At 73.4% G+C, this 17,808-nt stretch carries 17 protein-coding genes and 1 pseudogene; 8 read left to right on the forward strand and 10 right to left on the reverse strand.

Going from position 1 to position 17,808, the window contains the following annotated elements; all coding sequences use genetic code 11:
• Positions 1 to 33 precede the first annotated feature (33 nt).
• Positions 34 to 1,257, reverse strand: a complete 1,224-nt coding sequence (locus tag ABT078_RS40495) for an ROK family protein (protein WP_351237131.1) — start codon at positions 1,255 to 1,257, stop codon at positions 34 to 36.
• A gap of 191 nt (positions 1,258 to 1,448) precedes the next feature.
• Here ABT078_RS40495 and ABT078_RS40500 point away from each other — a divergent pair, with 191 nt between their 5' ends.
• The 3 genes and pseudogenes from ABT078_RS40500 to ABT078_RS40505 all read left to right on the forward strand — a co-directional run bounded on the left by ABT078_RS40500 (position 1,449) and on the right by ABT078_RS40505 (position 3,927).
• On the forward strand, positions 1,449 to 2,702 hold the full coding sequence (locus ABT078_RS40500) for an MFS transporter (RefSeq protein WP_351237133.1): 1,254 nt from the start codon (positions 1,449 to 1,451) through the stop codon (positions 2,700 to 2,702).
• Between the two features lie 216 nt (positions 2,703 to 2,918).
• Positions 2,919 to 3,059 (forward strand): annotated as a pseudogene (locus ABT078_RS43015) (SCO4225 family membrane protein); the annotation flags it as partial.
• Between the two features lie 109 nt (positions 3,060 to 3,168).
• The gene (locus tag ABT078_RS40505) at positions 3,169 to 3,927 is read left to right on the forward strand and encodes a maleylpyruvate isomerase family mycothiol-dependent enzyme (protein ID WP_351237135.1); all 759 of its coding nucleotides are present in this window, start codon (positions 3,169 to 3,171) and stop codon (positions 3,925 to 3,927) included.
• A gap of 41 nt (positions 3,928 to 3,968) precedes the next feature.
• Here ABT078_RS40505 and ABT078_RS40510 read toward each other — a convergent pair whose 3' ends face one another.
• Complete coding sequence (locus ABT078_RS40510; protein ID WP_502981546.1) at positions 3,969 to 4,154, reverse strand: hypothetical protein; 186 nt, start codon at positions 4,152 to 4,154, stop codon at positions 3,969 to 3,971.
• Between the two features lie 128 nt (positions 4,155 to 4,282).
• Here ABT078_RS40510 and ABT078_RS40515 point away from each other — a divergent pair, with 128 nt between their 5' ends.
• A complete protein-coding gene (locus ABT078_RS40515; RefSeq protein WP_351237137.1) occupies positions 4,283 to 4,564 on the forward strand; it encodes a DUF6332 family protein in 282 nt (93 codons plus the stop codon).
• Here the strand turns inward: ABT078_RS40515 and ABT078_RS40520 are convergent.
• From ABT078_RS40520 to ABT078_RS40530, 3 genes are all read right to left on the reverse strand, one after another.
• The gene (locus ABT078_RS40520) at positions 4,525 to 5,190 is read right to left on the reverse strand and encodes a response regulator (RefSeq protein ID WP_351237139.1); all 666 of its coding nucleotides are present in this window, start codon (positions 5,188 to 5,190) and stop codon (positions 4,525 to 4,527) included. The genes ABT078_RS40515 and ABT078_RS40520 overlap by 40 nt on opposite strands.
• On the reverse strand, positions 5,187 to 6,437 hold the full coding sequence (locus ABT078_RS40525) for a sensor histidine kinase (protein ID WP_351237141.1): 1,251 nt from the start codon (positions 6,435 to 6,437) through the stop codon (positions 5,187 to 5,189). The genes ABT078_RS40520 and ABT078_RS40525 overlap by 4 nt, the downstream gene beginning before the upstream one ends.
• 87 nt (positions 6,438 to 6,524) lie before the next feature.
• Positions 6,525 to 7,349, reverse strand: coding sequence for a TetR/AcrR family transcriptional regulator (locus ABT078_RS40530; RefSeq protein WP_351237143.1), 825 nt, complete (start codon positions 7,347 to 7,349; stop codon positions 6,525 to 6,527).
• A 131-nt stretch (positions 7,350 to 7,480) separates the two neighbouring features.
• On the opposite strand from ABT078_RS40530, the gene ABT078_RS40535 reads away from it, so the two are divergent.
• Positions 7,481 to 7,933, forward strand: coding sequence for a nitroreductase family deazaflavin-dependent oxidoreductase (locus ABT078_RS40535; RefSeq protein WP_351237157.1), 453 nt, complete (start codon positions 7,481 to 7,483; stop codon positions 7,931 to 7,933).
• Here the strand turns inward: ABT078_RS40535 and ABT078_RS40540 are convergent.
• Entirely contained in the window at positions 7,923 to 9,230 is a 1,308-nt protein-coding gene (locus ABT078_RS40540) for a geranylgeranyl reductase family protein (protein ID WP_351237145.1), read from the reverse strand. The genes ABT078_RS40535 and ABT078_RS40540 overlap by 11 nt on opposite strands.
• A 148-nt stretch (positions 9,231 to 9,378) precedes the next feature.
• Here ABT078_RS40540 and ABT078_RS40545 point away from each other — a divergent pair, with 148 nt between their 5' ends.
• Positions 9,379 to 10,743, forward strand: a complete 1,365-nt coding sequence (locus tag ABT078_RS40545; protein ID WP_351237147.1) for a dipeptidase — start codon at positions 9,379 to 9,381, stop codon at positions 10,741 to 10,743.
• A 1,046-nt stretch (positions 10,744 to 11,789) separates the two neighbouring features.
• On the opposite strand, the gene ABT078_RS40550 is transcribed toward ABT078_RS40545, so the two are convergent.
• Complete coding sequence (locus tag ABT078_RS40550; RefSeq protein ID WP_351237149.1) at positions 11,790 to 12,824, reverse strand: NUDIX domain-containing protein; 1,035 nt, start codon at positions 12,822 to 12,824, stop codon at positions 11,790 to 11,792.
• 175 nt (positions 12,825 to 12,999) lie between these two features.
• Between ABT078_RS40550 and ABT078_RS40555 the strand changes: the two genes are divergently transcribed.
• Positions 13,000 to 13,188, forward strand: coding sequence for a DUF8839 family protein (locus tag ABT078_RS40555; protein WP_351237151.1), 189 nt, complete (start codon positions 13,000 to 13,002; stop codon positions 13,186 to 13,188).
• Positions 13,189 to 13,440: 252 nt separating this feature from the next.
• On the opposite strand, the gene ABT078_RS40560 is transcribed toward ABT078_RS40555, so the two are convergent.
• Complete coding sequence (locus tag ABT078_RS40560) at positions 13,441 to 14,400, reverse strand: ROK family protein (RefSeq protein ID WP_351237153.1); 960 nt, start codon at positions 14,398 to 14,400, stop codon at positions 13,441 to 13,443.
• 198 nt (positions 14,401 to 14,598) lie between these two features.
• Here ABT078_RS40560 and ABT078_RS40565 point away from each other — a divergent pair, with 198 nt between their 5' ends.
• Positions 14,599 to 15,633, forward strand: coding sequence for a LacI family DNA-binding transcriptional regulator (locus ABT078_RS40565; protein ID WP_351237159.1), 1,035 nt, complete (start codon positions 14,599 to 14,601; stop codon positions 15,631 to 15,633).
• A gap of 137 nt (positions 15,634 to 15,770) precedes the next feature.
• Here the strand turns inward: ABT078_RS40565 and ABT078_RS40570 are convergent, their stop codons facing one another.
• Both ABT078_RS40570 and ABT078_RS40575 read right to left on the reverse strand, forming a co-directional pair.
• Positions 15,771 to 16,250 carry a hypothetical protein gene (locus ABT078_RS40570; protein ID WP_502981549.1) on the reverse strand — a complete coding sequence of 160 codons (480 nt, stop codon included), beginning with the start codon at positions 16,248 to 16,250 and terminating at the stop codon, positions 15,771 to 15,773.
• A 107-nt stretch (positions 16,251 to 16,357) separates the two neighbouring features.
• Positions 16,358 to 17,647 carry a DUF6986 family protein gene (locus tag ABT078_RS40575; protein WP_351237155.1) on the reverse strand — a complete coding sequence of 430 codons (1,290 nt, stop codon included), beginning with the start codon at positions 17,645 to 17,647 and terminating at the stop codon, positions 16,358 to 16,360.
• Positions 17,648 to 17,808 lie beyond the last annotated feature (161 nt).

The raw sequence follows: 17,808 nt of genomic DNA on the forward strand, positions 1-17,808 counted from the left end.
CAGGCGGCGGGCGCACCGACGCCGCAGCCCGGGTCAGGACGCGCGCGCCGGCAGCACGGCCAACGGGTCGTCCAGAACCGGCTGCCACGCCAGCTCCGCCGCGCCCACGAGGCTGTTGTGGTCGAGGGTGCAGGGGAGGATCGGGACTCCGCCACTGCGGCCCCAGAGGCTGCGGTCGGCGACGACGGCGCGCAGGCGCTCCGGGTCGGCGTCGAGCAGTTCGCGGTGGAGGCCGCCGAGGATGATGCGGTCCGGGTTGAGAATATTGACGAGGCCCGCGAGGCCGAGGCCGAGGCGGTCGACGAGCTCCTCGGCGGCCGCGCGTACCGAGGGGTCGCCGTACTCCGTGCGGAGCAGGTCGCGCGACCGCTGGAGCAGGGACACCTCGGGCCCCGGCTCGCGTCCCGCGGCCGTGAGGAAGGCGAGGGGGTCGGCCTCGACGTCGAGGCACCCGCGGCTGCCGCAGTGGCAGGGGCGGCCCTCGGGGTTGACGGTGAGGTGGCCGACCTCCAGGGCGAGGCCCGAACTGCCCGTGTGCAGGCGGCCGTCGAGGACGAGGGCACCACCGACGCCGCGGTGCCCGGTGGCGACGCAGAGCAGATGCTGGGCGCCGCGGCCGGCACCGTGGCGATGCTCGGCGAGAGCGGCGAGGTTGACGTCGTTGCCCGTGAAGGCCGGTCCAGCGATGCCTGCCGCGCGAACCCGTTCGGCGAAGATGTCGCGCACCGGTGCGCCCGCGGGCCAGGCGAGATGCAGCGGGTTGAGCGCGGTGCCCTCGGGTTCGGCCACGGCGGAGGGGACGGCGAGCCCCGCGCCCACACAGTGGCGGCCGGTGGCACGCAGCAGAGCGGCTCCGGCGTCGACGACCTCGCCGAGCACCTGGGCCGGGTCGGCGGAGACCGTGACACAGCCGGGCGCGGTCGCGACGATCCGTCCTCCGAGCCCGACGAGCGCGGCCCGGAAGCCGTCCGCGTGCACCTGTGCGGCGAGTGCGACGGGGCCCGCGTCGTCGACGGACAGCCGGTGCGAGGGGCGGCCCTGGGAACCGGCGGCGGCCGGCCGGGAGTCGACGCGGATCAGCCCGAGCGCTTCGAGTTCGGCGGCGACGGCACCGGCGGTGGCACGCGTGACGCCCAGTTCGGCGGTGAGCACGGCGCGGGTGGGCGCCCGGCCCGTGTGCACCAGTTCCAGTGCGGGGCCGAGCGCGCTGCGGCCTCTCTCCAGCCTCGTCCGGGCGGTCGTCACCTTGCCGTTCATGGAGGCGAGTCTCCCATGATCCAGCGGGAGGGTGGAGGCTGCTGCGGCCGGCCGCCGAGCGGCGCGGACCCGCGCCGCGTCCGGGGCCGGAGCAGAGCGCCGGGGGGGCCGGGCGCCAGGGCGGTCCCGTTGATCCCGTGACGCGTTCCCGCGCGCTTGTGCCGGACCGGCGCCGCCCCTATCCTGACTTTGTGCCGCTACTAAACAAACTACGCACGGCCACACCGGGCAGCCACGGCGGAGATCCCGCCTCCCGCTCCCTGACCCGCCTCCGCGCCGCTCTGACCGTCTTCTTCGCCCTCGACGGCTTCCTCTTCGCCGGCTGGGTGGTCCGCATCCCCGCCATCAAGCAGCAGACCGGCGCCTCGGAGAGCGGTCTGGGCCTCGCCCTGCTCGGGGTGTCGGCCGGTGCCGTGGTGACGATGACCCTCACGGGGCGGCTGTGCCGGCGCTTCGGGAGCCACCCGGTGACCGTGGCGGCCGGCGTCCTGATGTCGCTGAGCATCGCGCTGCCCGCGCTGACGCATTCGACGTTCGCGCTCGCCCTGGTGCTGCTGGTCTTCGGCACGGCGTACGGCGGCATCAACGTGGCGATGAACAGCGCCGCCGTGGATCTGGTCGCCGCGCTGCGACGGCCGGTCATGCCCAGCTTCCACGCCGCCTTCAGCCTCGGCGGCATGATCGGGGCCGGGCTCGGCGGCCTGGTCGCCGCGGGCCTCTCCCCCACGGCGCACCTCCTCACACTCACCGGGATCGGGCTGATCGTCACGGCTTCGGCCGGCCCGACGCTGCTCCGGCACCCCTCGCCCGCGCGGCTCGCGTCGCCGGACGCCGACGGGCCACGGCCCGCACCCGTCGCGCCGGCCGCACGGCTCACCGGCCGGACCCGCCGCCTGGTCGTGCTCTTCGGTGTGATCGCGCTGTGCACGGCGTACGGCGAGGGCGCGCTGGCCGACTGGGGCGCACTCCATCTGGAGCAGGACCTGGACGCGCACCCGGGTGTGGCTGCCGCCGGGTACTCGCTGTTCGCCCTCGCCATGACCGCGGGCAGGCTCAGCGGCACCGCCCTGCTCGAACGGCTCGGCCAGACCCGGGCCCTGGTCGCGGGCGGCACGACCGCCGCGGCCGGCATGCTGCTCGGCGCCCTGGCCCCGACCACAGGGCTCGCGCTGCTGGGCTTCGCCGTGACCGGGCTCGGCCTCGCCAACATCTTCCCCGTGGCGGTGGCCCGAGCGGGCGCCCTCGCCGGTCCCGCCGGAGTCGCCGCCGCGTCCACGCTGGGCTACGGAGGGATGCTGCTCGGGCCGCCCGCGATCGGCTTCCTCGCCGACTGGTTCTCGCTGCCGGTGGCCCTGACGACGGTGGCGGCGCTCGCGGGTGCCGCGGCCCTGATCGGGTACGCGTCGCGCAAGGCCCAGGTGCCCGTACCCGCACGGGCCGCGTAGAGACGCAGGTGACGGAAGCCGCCGAGTAGCCGCACTCAGGCGTCCGCGCGGCCGGCGTCCCACCCTGGAGACATCGACCGTGGGGGCAACCGATGGCGAACTCGACCGGACGTCTCGGCCGTATCGCCCGGCCGGCCTTCGCCGATCCGGCGTCGCTCGTGCTTCTCGGGCTGGTGGCCGAGGCCACTCTGCTCGCCGCGTAACGAGACGCTGTTCATGCACGACGAGGATGCGTCGTTCGCCTGGTTGCCGCCCATGCTCCTCACCGCACCGACGCCTTTCGTCGTCGCGGAGGGCGGCGAAATACTCGCCGGTCCTGTGGCCGGATCGGCCTGGTTCCTGTTCGTGGCGCGGGCGCTGTCGGCGCTGACAGTCGTTCGCGCTCGGCCGGCTCGTACGACTGCTGTGCGGCCGGCCGCACGCCGCACACTCACCAGGTGGCCGACTTCGCCGGCACAATGCCCGCATGGAGACCGCGGAGCTGATCACCTGTCTCGCCGACGAGGGCCGCTCGCTGGCCGGTGTCGCATCGAAGGCGGGCACGGACGCCGCCGTGCCGACCTGTCCGGGCTGGCAGGTCGGGGACCTGCTGCGGCACACCGGCATGGTGCACCGCTGGGCGACGGCGTTCGTGGTCGAGGGGCACACGGCGTACCACCCGGACGCGGGAGAGCCGGACCTCGACGGGGACGAGCTGCTGGAGTGGTTCCGCGAGGGGCACGGGCTGTTGGTCGCGGCGCTCACCGACGCGCCGGACGATCTGGACTGCTGGAGCTTCCTGCCCGCGCCTTCGCCCCGGGCCTTCTGGGCGCGGCGCCAGGCCCATGAGACAGCCGTGCACCGTGTGGACGCGGAGTCCGCGCTCGTCGAGGGCGGTCCCCTGGCGGCGTCCGCAGCCGTGCCGGCCCGGCTCGCGGCCGACGGGATCGACGAACTGCTCCGCGCGTTCCACGCCCGGCCCGGGAGCCGCGTGCGCACGGACGCGCCGCGGACCTTCCGGGTACGGGCCACGGACACGGACGACGTCTGGACCGTGCATCTGTCCCAGGAGCCGGCGCGCACCGACCGGACCGGCACGGGACCGGCGGACTGCGAGCTGAGCGGTCCCGCCGGGCGGCTGTACCTGGCGCTGTGGAACCGACTGCCGCTGACCGCCGTGACGGTCACCGGCGACACCGCACTCGCGCGGCTCTGGGGCGAGAAGTCCGCGATCACCTGGTCCTGAGCGCCGGGAGCCTCGGAACCCAGGCCTCACCGGCGCGGGCCTCAGCTGTCCGGGCCGCGGGACCCCGGCCTCACCAACGGCTGAACCTCGGCATGCCGCTCGCGGCCCTTGTCCGTGAGCCCCACACGCACCCCGCGCCGGTCCGCACCGCACATGCCGCGCATCACCCGGCCGTCCTTGTCCAGCCGTGCGACCTGACGCGACAGCGCGCGCCGGCTCAGATGCACACGTGAGGCCGGCTCCTGCACGAGCGCGTCGGAGCCCGCAACCGACCGGCACGACACGGGGATCGACGGTGTGCGGGTGGTTGCCCGCACACCGCCGCGCTGTGAGACTTCCGTCCATGGGGGACGCCATGGGGAGACGTACACGGGCCGAGCGGGACGCGATCACCGTCGAAATCGGGTACGCCCTGTTCAGCGCGGTCTTCGCAGCGGCCCTGATCTTCGGCGCGATCGCCGGGCCTGCGCTGCTGCTCGATCCGCCCCGCGCGGTGGAGCGCATCCTGGTGGTCGCCGGAGGCGCGGTCGCGGGGCTCGTCTTCGTGGCGCGTGTCGTGCACGTGCTGTGGCGGTTTCCCCGGGGGACCGGCAGTGGTCAGCCGAGCCAGCCGGGGCGGACGAGCCCCGACTCGTAGGCCAGGACGACCAGTTGGGCCCGGTCGCGGGCGCCCAGCTTCACCATCGTCCGGCTGACGTGGGTCTTGGCCGTGAGAGGGCTCACCACGAGCCGGCGGGCGATCTCCTCGTTGGAGAGGCCGATCCCGACGAGGGCCATCACCTCCCGCTCCCGCTCGGTGAGTTCGGCCAGGCGCTCGTCCTGCGCGGGCGCCTTGGACCGGGCGGCGAACTCGGCGATGAGACGGCGCGTCACCCCGGGCGAGAGCAGCGCGTCGCCGTCCACCACCGCCCGTACGGCGCGCAGCAGTTCGTCCGGCTCCGTGTCCTTCACCAGGAACCCGGAGGCGCCTGCGCGGATCGCCTCGAAGACGTACTCGTCCAGCTCGAAGGTGGTCAGCATGACGACCTTCACGCCGTCGAGGGAGTCGTCCTCGGTGATACGGCGCGTGGCGGCGAGCCCGTCGAGCAGCGGCATACGGATGTCCATCAGGACGACGTCGGGCTTGAGCGCGGCGACTTCGCGCAACGCTGCCTCGCCGTCCGCGGCCTCCCCCGCCACCTCGATGTCGGGCTGGGCGTCGAGCAGTGCCCGGAAGCCGGCACGTACCAGTGACTGGTCGTCGGCGAGCAGTACCCGGATCACGGTGCGTCCTCCAGTGCCCTCGGCTCGAACGGCAGGTCGGCGTGCACCCGGAAGCCGCCGTCCGGGCGGATGCCCGCCTCGATCGTGCCGCCGAGCGCCGCGGCCCGCTCCCGCATCCCGGCGAGTCCGTTGCCGCTCCCACCCTGTTCGGTGCCGGTGGCGGGGCCGTCGTCGTCGACACGGAGATCGACACGGCCCGGCGCGTAGCGGATGGCCACGCGTGCGGTACGGGACCCGGAGTGGCGCACCACGTTGGTCAGCGCCTCCTGCACGATCCGGAAAGCGGCGAGATCGGCTCCGGGCGGCAGCGCGGCCTTCGTCCCCCCGGTGGTGATCTCCACGGTGAGTCCGGTCCTGGCGGCCTGCTCGACCAGCTCGGGAAGCCGGTCGAGGCCGGGTGCGGGGGCGCGGGGTGCGTCGCCCGGGGTGCGGAGGGTGTCCAGGACCTGTCGCACCTCCCCCAGGGCCTCCTTGCTCGCCGCCTTGATGGTCGTGAGTGCCGTACGGGCCTGCTCGGGGTCGGAGTCCAGCAGCGCGAGGCCGACCCCCGCCTGGACGTTGATGACGGAGATGGAGTGGGCGAGCACGTCGTGGAGTTCGCGGGCGATGCGCAGCCGCTCCTCGTCGGCGCGGCGCTTCTCGGCGGCGGCGCGCTCGGCGCGCTCACGGAGCCACTGCTCCCTGCGGGCACGCACGAGTTCGGCGCCGGCGAGGATGGCCACGACCCAGGCGGTGCCGATCAGTTCCTGGCCCCACGGCGCAGGGCTGTCGCCCTCCGGCGGGAGATACCGGTAGAGCCAGTGCCCGACCAGCAGATGGCCGACGGCGAGCACCCCTACTGCCCACCAGGCGGCGCGCCGGTGTCCGGCGACGATCGCCGAGAAGACCCCGACGGCCACGGTGGCGAAGACCGGCCCGTACGGATAGCCGGCGGCCAGATACGCCAGGGTGGTCGCCGCCGCGCCGAAGAGCGCGACGACCGGGTACGTGCCGCGCAGCAGGAGGAAGGCGGGACCGGCGAGCAGCAGGGCACGCGCGAAGGCGTCGAGCGGCTCCCGGTCGGTCTGGTTCTTCGCCGCGAAGCCCGTACCGACCATCACGAAGACGGCGAGCACCAGCGTGGATCGCCAGGGCACGCCGGTCCCGGCCCACCGGTCCGCCCACCGGTCCGGTCCATGACGCCACCGCGGCCCGCCGTGCGTCCACGGCGGGCCACTGCGGTGGTGGCGCGTGCGCTGCTCATCCATACCGGTCACGCTAGACCGCCCTGGTCCGGCGGGCGTCAGTCGAGCGCGGTGATCGGACGTACTCCCTGTGGAGTACGCGGGTCGCTGTCAGAGGGCCGTGGCAGGGGGGCCGCCGGCGGCCGGGCCGGGGGCGCCGAGTCCGGTCTCGCGGGCGATGCGGGAGACCGCGTACGAGAAGAAGGTCTCCCGGTCCTCCACGATGCGATGGAACTGGCCGAAGATCTCGAAGGAGATGAGCCCGAACACCTGGGACCAGGCGGCCACCAGGGCGACGACGAGACCCGGGGGGAGGTCGAGCGCGAGATCGGCGGTCAAGCGGTCGGCTTCGGTGCGCAGTTCGACGGGGAGCGGGGGCGGGGCGACGCCGGGACCCCGGTCGGCGTCGCGGGCGATGGAGATGAGGACGAGGCCGACGCGGGACGCCGGCCCGATGGTGGTCGCCGGGGCCGCGTATCCCGGCACGGGCGAGCCGTAGATCAGGGCGTACTCGTGGGGATGGGCGAGGGCCCAGGCCCGGACGGCCGCGCAGACGGCGGTCCAGCGGACGACGGGGTCGGCCGTTCCACCGGCGTCGGCCGGTCCCGCCGCCTTTGCGAAGGCCGCTGCACCGGCAGGGGCATCGACATCGGCGAGGGCCCTCTCGGCGGCGGCGCCGACGGCGTCGTAGGCGTCGACGATCAGCGCGGTGAGCAGCTCGTCACGGCTCGGGAAATAGCGGTACAGCGCCGAGGACACCATGCCGAGCTCGCGCGCGACGGCGCGCAGGGAGAGCTTTGCGGCGCCCTCGGCGGCGAGCTGCCTGCGCGCCTCGTCCTTGATGGCGGTGGTGATCTCGCTGCGGGCGCGCTCCCTGGCTCCGCGCATGGTGCTGCTCGTTCTGCTCGATCCGCTCGCACGGCTGGCGCTGTTCATGCGAGACAGTGTGTCACGTTTAAGAGCAGCGACCAATAACGAGAGCACTGCTCTTGCTTTGGGCCATCGACCCGTGCAGACTGCTCCTGACCGAGAGCAGTGCTCTCAAACCTGACACGCTGGAGATCGCCATGTCGTCGTCGCCGCACTACATCAAGGCCAACGCGTTCGAGGGCCGCATGAACCGCGTCGTGGGCTGGCTCGCCCGCCGCGGCGTCAGCCTGCTCGGCTCCGCCGAGCTCTCCGTGCGCGGCCGTAAGAGCGGCACCATGCAGCGCATCCCCGTCAATCCGTTCACCCAGGACGGCGCGCAGTTCCTGGTCTCGGCCCGCGGCCACTCCCAGTGGGTGCGCAACATGCGCGCCGCGGGCGGCGGCGAGCTGCGCGTCGGCCGCAAGGTGCGGACCTTCACCGCCGTGGAGATCCCGGACAGCGAGAAGCTCCCCGTCCTGCGCGGCTACCTCGAGCGCTGGGGCTGGGAGGTCGACCGGTTCTTCAAGGGCGTCACCGCCAAGTCCTCCGACGAGGAGTTCCTGGCGGCCGCCCCCGATCACCCGGTCTTCCGGATCACGATCACGAAGTGACGCGCGCTCCGTCGGCGTCCTGCTCGCCCGTTGCCGCCTCTCCCCCGGCGGCCCGGGCGCGGTCCGCTCCCGTGCGGGGCGGCCGTGCCCGGTCCAGCGCCTCCAGCGCACGCCGGGCCATGGGCCGGGAGCGCACGATGCCCGCCAGCGACGTCGAACCGCGGGTGATGTCCGCGAAGGCCCTCCAGGCCGGCCGGAATCCGGTGATCGCCGCCTGGAGCAGGCCCGGACGCCGCTCGAACACCGCGAGCATGCGCCGCCCGACGCCCATCTCCACACCCAGCCCCGCCTTGACGGCGAAGGCGTAGTTCAGCGCCTGGCGCCGGGCGTCCACGGCGTCGTTCGCCTCGGCGATCCGTACCGCCCACTCCCCCGCGAGGCGCCCCGAGCGCAGCGCGAACGAGATGCCCTCGCGCGTCCACGGCTCCAGCAGCCCGGCCGCGTCACCACAGACCAGCACCCGTCCTCGCGAAAGCGGCGAGTCGTCGGCGCGGCAGCGGGTCAGATGCCCGGACGAGATGGACGGCTCGAAACCGGCGAGCCCCAGCCGGGCGATGAAGTCCTCCAGGTAGCGCTTGGTGGCGGCCCCCTCGCCGCGCGCCGAGATCACCCCGACGGTCAGCACCTTGCCCTTGGGGAAGACCCAGCCGTAGCTTCCGGGCAGCGGCCCCCAGTCGATCAGCACCCGCCCCGCCCAGTCCTCGGCCACCGCCTCGGGCACCGGGATCTCGGCCTCCAGGCCCAGGTCCACCTGGTCGAGCTTGACCCCGACATGCGCTCCTATGCGGCCGGCGCTGCCGTCGGCGCCGACGACGGCCCGCGCGAGGACCGTCTCGCCGTCGGCGAGGACGACCGCGACCGTGCGGCGGTCCGGCACGGCGGGGCCGTGCTGCTCGACGCGGGAGACCGTCGCCCCGGTGCGCAGTTGCGCGCCCGCCTTCTGCGCCTGCTCGACCAGCGCGGCGTCGAACTCGGGCCGGTTGACGAGCCCGAAGAGCATCCGCCGCGAGCGGCGCGTACGGGACAGCCTTCCGTTCAGCGAGAAGGTGACCGCGTGCACCCCGTCCTGGAGCGGCAGCTCGAAGCCGGGCGGCAGGGCGTCCCGCGAAGGCCCGATGATCCCTCCGCCGCAGGTCTTGTAGCGGGGCAGCTCGGCCTTCTCCAGGAGGAGCACCCGGCGTCCTGCGACTGCGGCGGCATAGGCCGCCATCGCTCCCGCCGGTCCCGCACCGACCACGACGACATCCCACACCGGCTCGCCGTGTCCGCCCACGACATCCGCGTTCTCGCTGCTCACGATGTGCTTCTGCTCCCGATCCGACCCAAGGCCCAAGCTCTCGACGGCATCCTACGGGCGCGGCCCGCGCCACCCGCTGTGGCAGGATCGGCCCTACCTTCGCCGTACACACGATGAACACAACGTCGCACCCACAAGGAGCGTGCCCATGTCCGCCAATCCGATCGCCGAAACCGTCGCCACACTGATGCCCCGCGCCAAGACGGAGCTCGCGGAGCTGGTGGCGTTCCATTCGGTGGCGGACCCGGCCGTGGCTCCGAAGAGCGAGTGCGAGGGGGCCGCGAAGTGGGTGGCCGGCGCGCTGGGCGCAGAGGGCTTCCAGGACGTGGCGCTGCTGGACACGCCCGACGGTTCGCAGTCGGTGTACGGCCTGCTGCCCGGCCCCGAGGGCGCGCCGACCGTGCTGCTGTACGCGCACTACGACGTGCAGCCGATGCTGGACGAGTCGGCGTGGGTGAGCCCCCCGTTCGAGCTGACCGAGCGCGACGGCCGCTGGTACGGGCGCGGGGCCGCCGACTGCAAGGGCGGCTTCATCATGCACCTGCTCGCCCTGCGCGCCCTCAAGGCGAACGGCGGCATCCCCGTCTCCGTGAAGGTCATCGTCGAAGGCTCCGAGGAGCAGGGCACCGGCGGTCTCGAGCGGTACGCCGAGGCGCACCCGGAACTGCTGCGCGCCGACGCGATCGTGATCGGCGACACCGGAAACTTCCGGGTCGGGCTGCCGACCGTGACGGCGACGCTGCGCGGTATGACGATGATCCGGGTCCAGGTCGACACTCTCGGAGGGAACCTGCACTCGGGGCAGTTCGGCGGTGCCGCGCCCGACGCCCTGGCCGCGCTGATCCGCGTCCTGGACTCGCTGCGCGCGGAGGACGGCTCGACGGTCGTCGACGGGCTCGCGGCGGACGCGGCCTGGGACGGACTGCAGTACCCGGAGGACGACTTCCGCAAGGACGCGAAGGTCCTGGACGGCGTCGGGCTGATCGGCCACGGCACGGTCGCCGACCGGATCTGGGCGCGCCCCGCCGTCACCGTCATCGGCATCGACTGCCCGCCGGTGGCCGGCGCGACGCCGTCGATCCCGGCGAGTGCCCGCGCGCAGATCAGCCTTCGGGTGCCGCCCGGACAGGACGCTGCCGAGGCAACGAAGCTGCTGTTCGCCCACATCGAGAAGCACACGCCGTGGAACGCCCGGGTGAGCCTGGAGCAGGTGGGCCAGGGCCAGCCGTTCCGTGCGGACGTGAACAGCCCCGCGTACACGTCGATGGCCGAGGCCATGCGGATCGCGTACCCGGGCGAGGAGATGCAGTCGTCGGGCATGGGCGGCTCGATCCCGCTGTGCAACACGCTCGCCGCGCTCTACCCGCAGGCCGAGATCCTGCTGATCGGGCTGAGTGAGCCGGAGGCGCAGATCCACGCGGTGAACGAGAGCGTGTCGCCGCAGGAACTGGAGCGGCTGTCGGTGGCGGAGGCGCTGTTCCTGCAGAACTACGCGGCCTCGAAGCAGGGTTGAGCCTCGAAGCAGGGTTGACACTGCACCCGCAGGTGGGTGACCGAGTCAGGCGTCACCGTGCGGCAGCTTGTCCGTCGTGGATCCAGAACCGGACGGGCCCGTGAGGGCAGAACGTGGGAGGACCGGTCGGCACCCGGCACCACCGGCTTTCCACAGACCTCGCGGGGTCGAAAGGGTCGTGGTGTTCGCCACGGCACCGACCGAACCACGCACGTCCTGTCGCGAAGCGGGAAACGCGCCGCCCTGGCCCATCGGAGATCGCGCACCTCTCATTGCTGCCGAATGGGAGGTCGTCCCGCCCGGTGACCGATGTCGCCGGCAGACGCGGCGTGGCGGCGGTCGATCGACGGCGGTTCCCCACCGCGGCACGGGTGCGGGTCGGGTTCCACCGCGTGATCGTCGATCCGCTCGGTGCCAACGGGGCGCTTGGGCTTGCCGCACGCGTGACCGGTCACCCGCGCCGTGATCGGTGACCTGGCCATGTGACCGTTCCGGTGTCACGCACCGGTCACAGCGCACGTCGGTGTGTGACCGACGCGTGCAACTCCCCCGGCCGGGGCGGTCCCGCCGGTCCGGCTGGGCCCGCTGCCGAGGCGGACCGACCGCCGGGCGTCGGCGCCGCGGCCGATCAGGCCCTGCTCCTCAAGGAACTCCGACCTGCCACAACGTCTCGCGAACCGGGCAGGCGACATTGCTGTGCCCCCGGACCAGGGCTCGATCTGCTCAGCCGTCAGCGACTGTCCACACTGTCGGACCGACGACCAGCGACGGCAACCGTCGCGCCACACGCGGTTGCAGGAATAGGCGCTCCGCGAAGCTCGCGGAGCGCTGACATCCGTGTGGCGGGCGAGCGGAGCACGGACGTTCGCCGCATGGACGTCACCGGGTTACCGCGCAGCAGCGCGCCGCCGTCGGGGCTGGTCAGCAGCGGGGCCTGACCACCCCGGGGTCCTGGGCGGAGCCCCGGTTCGGGAGGGGCGGGGGCGACGCCGCCGGCACCCCACCCCGTGGGCTGCCCGCACAACGCCGGTACGGCCCCGGCCGCGTCACCCCACGGGCACGCCGGCCTCCAGATTGAGCACCGTCCCGCGCTCCCGGGCCCGCAACGCCCACCGCAGCCGTTCGTAGCGGACCGGCGGCAGCATCCCCGCCGCCTCCTCCTCCGACGCGAACCGCCACCCCCTCAGCTCCGAACCGGGCAGCAACACCCGCGCGGCCGCCTCGCCGCTGAGCCGCCCGCCGTCGAAGAGCATCCGCAGCCCGCCGTAGCCGGGGGGCCGCGGCGGCTCCCAGTCGACGACCAGCAGGCGGGGTACGGCCTCGAGGTGGATGCCGATCTCCTCGGCGACCTCGCGCATCCCGGCGCGAGCCGGGGCCTCGCCCTGCTCCACCACGCCGCCGGGGAACTCCCAGCCCGGTTTGTAGGTGGGGTCGACGAGCAGCACCCGGTCCTCGTCGTCGAAGAGGAGGACGCCGGCTGCGAGGGTCTCGGCGGTCGGCTCGGGGGTCTGCACGATCTCGCAGATCCCGGCGGCGCCGGTGCGTACGGCCTCCGCGACGGCCTCGGCGGTCTCGCGGGGTGTCAGACACGAGGTGTCGACGACATGCGCGTCGGCGGTGAGCCAGCCGAGTGCGTTGCGGTAGGGCTCGATGTGGTCGTACGCCCATTGCCGTACGCGCTGTTCGGCGTCGGGGATGTCTGGTTCCTCGCGTTCGGCGATACGCCTTCGCAGGATCGTTTCCTCGGGGGCGAGAAGGACATGGCGGACCGGTATTCGGCGGGAGGCGAGCCCGCCGAAGATCTCGTCGCGGTACTCCTGTCGCAGCACCGTCATGGGCACGATGAGCACGCCGCCGACCTCGGCGAGCAGCGCGGCGGCCGCGTCCACGACCAGCCGGCGCCAGATCGGCAGGTCCTGATAGTCGGTCACTTCGTCGAGGCGCTTCTGCGGCAGGAGATACCGCAGCGCACCGCCGATCACCTCGGGGTCGTACACAGTGCTGTTCGGGATCAGATCGATCAGTTCGCGAGCGGTGGAGGTCTTGCCCGCGCTGAACGCACCGTTGATCCAGACGATCACGGTTCCCCCTCTTCCGTAGCCCCCAGTGGACTGCCCGCAACACCCTGCCACGGAAACCCGTGTCACCGGATGAGTCGGACGGGCCGGGTCCGTGCGAGCAACGGCCCGGCGCGGCCCGGCCGTAACAGATCCCGAGGAAGCGTCGTTGGGGAACACGACGACGAGGGGGGCGCGGATGCACCGCAGGGTGCTGGAAGTGTTTCCCGCCGGGGGGCCGTGGGGCAGCCGACCGGCGGAGGAGTTCGCGCGGGCCCGGCGTGACGAGGGCCTGCCGGCGGAGGTCGTGATGGACCTCGACACGGACGCGTTCCTGGTGGTCGTCCCCCACCAGCCGACGGAACCGGGCCGGCACCCGCGCGGCTGACCTCGTCGGAACCGGGCTCTGCGCGCATCGGAACTCGGCGTTTCGGAGCCGGGCTCAGCGCGTCGGAGCGCCGCCCTTCGGAGCCGGGCTCAGCGCGTCGGCTCCGGCCGCGGTGCATCGGCGGCCCCGCCGATTGAGGCGCGGAGGTGCGGGGGCGGAGCTCCCGAAGGGGGCTGGGGGCGAAGCCCCTGGTTCGGGAAGGGGCGGGGTGGGGAAAGGCCCGCCGCAGGCGCCCCTCCGCCCTCCCCGGAGTCAGCCGTTCAGCGTCGCCGCCGCCTCCCCGCGCAGCGCGGGCGACGCCGCCGCCGCCGCGCCCAGGAGGCCCGCGTCGGTGCCCGTCAGAGCAGGGGCGACGACGAGGTTCTGGACGAACGACAGCGTGGCGTAGTCGTGCAGAGCCCGTCGCAGCGGGGTGAAGAGGACATCGCCCGCACCCGCCACTCCCCCGCCGATGACGGCGATGCGGATCTCCACCAGAGTCGCGGTCGCGGCGATCCCGGCGGCCAGCGCCTGGGCCGCCCGTTCGAAGGAGGCGACGGCGACGGGATCGCCCGCCGCTGCCGCCGCGGCCACGGCGGCAGCCGAGGTGTCGCCGTCGGGCCCCGGCCGCCAGCCGTTCTCGATGGCGCGGCGCGCGGTGTTGGGACCGCTCGCGATCCGCTCCACGCACCCGCGCCCACCGCACGGGCAGAGGTCCCCGTCGAGGTCCACACTGATGTGGCCGATGTGGCCCGCGTTGCCCGTCGGCCCGGGGTGCAGCTTGCCGCCGAGGACCAGCCCGCCGCCGACGCCGGTCGAGACCACCATGCACAGCGCGTCGTCGTACCCGCGGGCGGCGCCCTGCCAGTGCTCGGCCGCGGTCATCGCGACTCCGTCGCCGACGAGCTCGACGCGGAGTCCGCCGGAGGCGGCACGGACCCGGTCCACCAGGGGGAATCCGCGCCAGCCCGGCACGTTGACCGGGCTCACGGTGCCGGCGGAGGCGTCCACCGGCCCCGCGCTGCCGATCCCGACGGCCGTCACGTGCAGCCACAACGGCGACGCCGCGAGCTCTCCGAGTACCGACTCCACGGCACGCATCACGGTCTCGCCGTCCTCGCGTGCCGGGGTCGGCCGCTGGGCCCGAACGAGAATCCTTCCGCTGCTGTCCACCAACGCTCCGGCGATCTTGGTGCCGCCGATGTCGAGCGCGGCGACGAGGTCGTTATGCATCGGTGAACGATCTCCAAGGGACTGGCAAGTGAGGACGGACCGCGGACCTGCGGTTTCGTCGACCAGTCTCCATCGCCCTGACAACGTTGTCCAGGGCCTATGCTCGACGACACAGCCTTGCACGACACGGCACGGGCCCGCAGGGCCCACCGCCAGGCGCCCGCGAGGGGCACCCCGACGACGACAGGACAGCGCACCGTGGCCGAGTTCGCCCGCCGCCCCGAGACCGTCCGCTACGGCACCCGGCCCACCATGAAGGACGTGGCCGCCCGTGCCGGAGTGGGCCTCAAGACGGTCTCCCGGGTGGTGAACGGCGAGCCCGGCGTCACGCCGGACACCGAGCGGCGCGTGCAGGAGGCCATCGAGGCGCTGGGCTTCCGGCGCAACGACAGCGCTCGGGTGCTGCGCAAGGGCCGTACGGCGTCGGTCGGGCTGGTCCTGGAGGATCTGGCCGACCCCTTCTACGGTCCGCTGAGCCGCGCCGTCGAGGAGGTCGCCCGGGCCCACGGCGCGCTGCTGATCAACGGGTCCAGCGCGGAGGACCCGGACCGCGAGCAGGAGCTGGTGCTCGCGCTGTGCGCCCGCCGCGTGGACGGGCTGATCGTGATCCCGGCGGGTCACGACCACCGCTATCTGGAGCCCGAGATCAAGGCGGGCATCGCGACGGTGTTCGTGGACCGGCCGGCCGGCCGGATCGACGCGGACGTCGTCCTGTCCGACAGCTTCGGCGGCTCCCGGGAGGGCGTTGCCCATCTCGTCGCACACGGGCACCGCAGGATCGGGTTCATCGGTGACCAGCCGCGCATCCACACGGCCACGGAGCGACTGCGCGGCTACCGCGCCGCGATGGAGGACGCGGGGCTGCCGGTCGACGAGCGGTGGGTCTCGCTCGGGTCCACCGATCCCGAGCGCGTCACGTCCGCCGTGGAGGCGATGCTCTCCGGGCCCGACCCGGTCACCGCGATCTTCGCGGGCAACAACCGGGTGACGGTGACGGCGGTGCGGGTGCTGGCGGGGCGCGAACAGGCCGTCGCCCTGGTCGGGTTCGACGACATCGAGCTCGCCGACCTGCTGGGCATCACCGTCATCGCGCAGGACGCGGCGACGCTCGGCCGCACGGCCGCCGAGCGGCTGTTCCGCCGGCTCGACGGGGTGGCGGAGGAGCCGACGCGCGTCGAGCTGACGACCAGGCTGCTGGCGCGGGGCTCGGGCGAGGTGCCGCCGCCGCTCTAGGGCGGCGTGCCTGCGACGGGCCTTCTCACCGCTCCGCCCTCCCGCACCGGGGCGGCTCCGCCCCCGCCCCCCGGACGTGCCTGGTGCCAGTCGAATGGGCAGGGTGTCCGTCGGCGGTCGGCCCTCGAACGCGCCCGTCAGCAGACCGGGAGGCCCGGGACGGGCCGGTCGTTGTCGCCGCCCTTGATCTGGACGAAGCTGACGCAGACATCGGTGTTGCCGCTGTCGTCGTCGGTGCGCGCCCACCAGACGTTCGTCCATCGGCCGTACGTCTCGCGGCGGCCCAGGTCGGCCCGGCAGTAGAAGTAGTTGGTGCCCGCGTTCAGGGCGCCGGTCTCGCTGCCGGAGTGGCTGTACGACTTCGCTGTCCGCCAGACCTCGCAGTTGTGCTTTCCACCGCCGATGGAGTGGCGCAGCGGGGCGGGCGACGGGACGCCGCAGCCACCGGTGGTGGTACCGCCGGTGGTGGTGCTCCCGCCGGTGGTCGTGGAGGCACCGCTGCTGTCGGAGACGCCGCCCGAGGCCGAACCTCCGCTCCCGCCGCCTCCGGTGGCTGCTCCGCCGTCGGTCCCGCCGGCGCGCAGGTGACGGCTCCGTCCGGAGCGGCCGGTTGCCACTGGCCGCCGCCACCGGGCCGCTGTTCCTCGCCTGTTCCTATTGGGTTGTTCCTACCGGGCTGTTCCTACCCGCCTGTTCCTGCACGGCAGTTCCCAGGAGACTGTTCCTACTGGGCTGTTGCCGTGAGGTCACCGCGTCGAGGCCGCGCGAATCCGTCGAGCTCCTTGCGGCTCAGCCCCGTCAGGCGTGTGACCTCGTCCTCGTCGAGCGCACCGCAGTCGAGCCCGCGCAGCAGATAGCCGCTCAGGGCCTTCGCGGTGGCGGGCTCGTCCATGACGTCGCCCTCGGCCCTGGCGACGTACGCGGCGAGGCGGGCCGCGGCGGCCTCCATGCCCTCGCGGTAGAAGGCGAAGACCGCGGCGTAACGGGTGGGGAGGTGGCCAGGGTGCATGTCCCAGCCCTGGTAGTACGCGCGGGCCAGCGCGCGGCGGGTCAGGCCGTAGTGCAGCCTCCAGGCCTCGTGGACGTGCTCGGTGGAGCCGACGGGCAGCACGTTCGTGGAGCCGTCGGACACGCGGACGCCCGTGCCGGCCGCGGCGACCTGCATGATCGCCTTGGCGTGGTCGGCGGCCGGGTGGTCGCTCGCCTGGTACGCGGCGCTGACGCCGAGGCAGGCGCTGTAGTCGAAGGTGCCGTAGTGCAGACCGGTCGCGCGGCCCTCGGCGGCGTCGATCATCCTGGCCACGGTGGCGGTTCCGTCGGCGGCGAGGATGGACTGGCTGGTCTCGATCTGGATCTCGAAGCCGATCCGGCCTGCGTCCAGGGCGTGGGCCTTCTCGAAGGCTTCGAGGAGCCGGACGAACGCCGTGACCTGCTCGGGATAGGTGACCTTGGGAAGGGTGAGGACGAGGCCGTCCGGAAGACCGCCGTGCTCCATGACGCCGGTCAGGAAGATGTCCGTGGTGCGGATGCCACGGTCGCGTACGGCGGCCTCCATGCACTTCATCCGGATGCCCATGTACGGCGCGGCGGTCCCGGTCTCGTACGCCTCCGAGATCAGCCGGGCGGCGCGGGCGGCGTCCGCGTCCTCGTCACGGCCGTGATAGCCGTCCTCGAAGTCGACGCGGAGGTCCTCGATGGGCTCGCGCTCCAGCTTGGCCCGTACGCGTCCGTACACGGGCTCGGCAAGTTCGTCGGACAGGTCGAGTACGCGTGCGAGGGTGGCGGCGTCCGGCGCGTGCTCGTCCAGCGCGGCGAGCGCCTGGCCGCCCCAGGAGCGGATGGTGTCGGAACCGAAGGCGTCGCCGGGCACATAGACGGTGTGGATGGGCTGGCGGGTGCCGGGGTCACCCGGGTAGCGGCGGGCGAGCTCCGCGTCCACCGGTGCGAGGGAGGCGCTGATGCTCTCGCTGACCGTGCCGGCGAGGCTCGTCGCCACCTTCTCCTGCTGACCCATTACGACACCCTCCACACTCTCGCCACTTCCGTCTGACGGAATCAACAATCCGCATGGTGAAGCTATCCGGGTGACTGACCTGCGTCAATGGTCTCCCGGGACGGCGTGGGGCCGCGCGGTGCGGTGCACCGTGCGGCCCCAGGGGGTGGTGTGCCGGGTTC

The organism is Streptomyces sp. NPDC002133 (genome assembly GCF_040296405.1).
Taxonomy (GTDB): domain Bacteria; phylum Actinomycetota; class Actinomycetes; order Streptomycetales; family Streptomycetaceae; genus Streptomyces.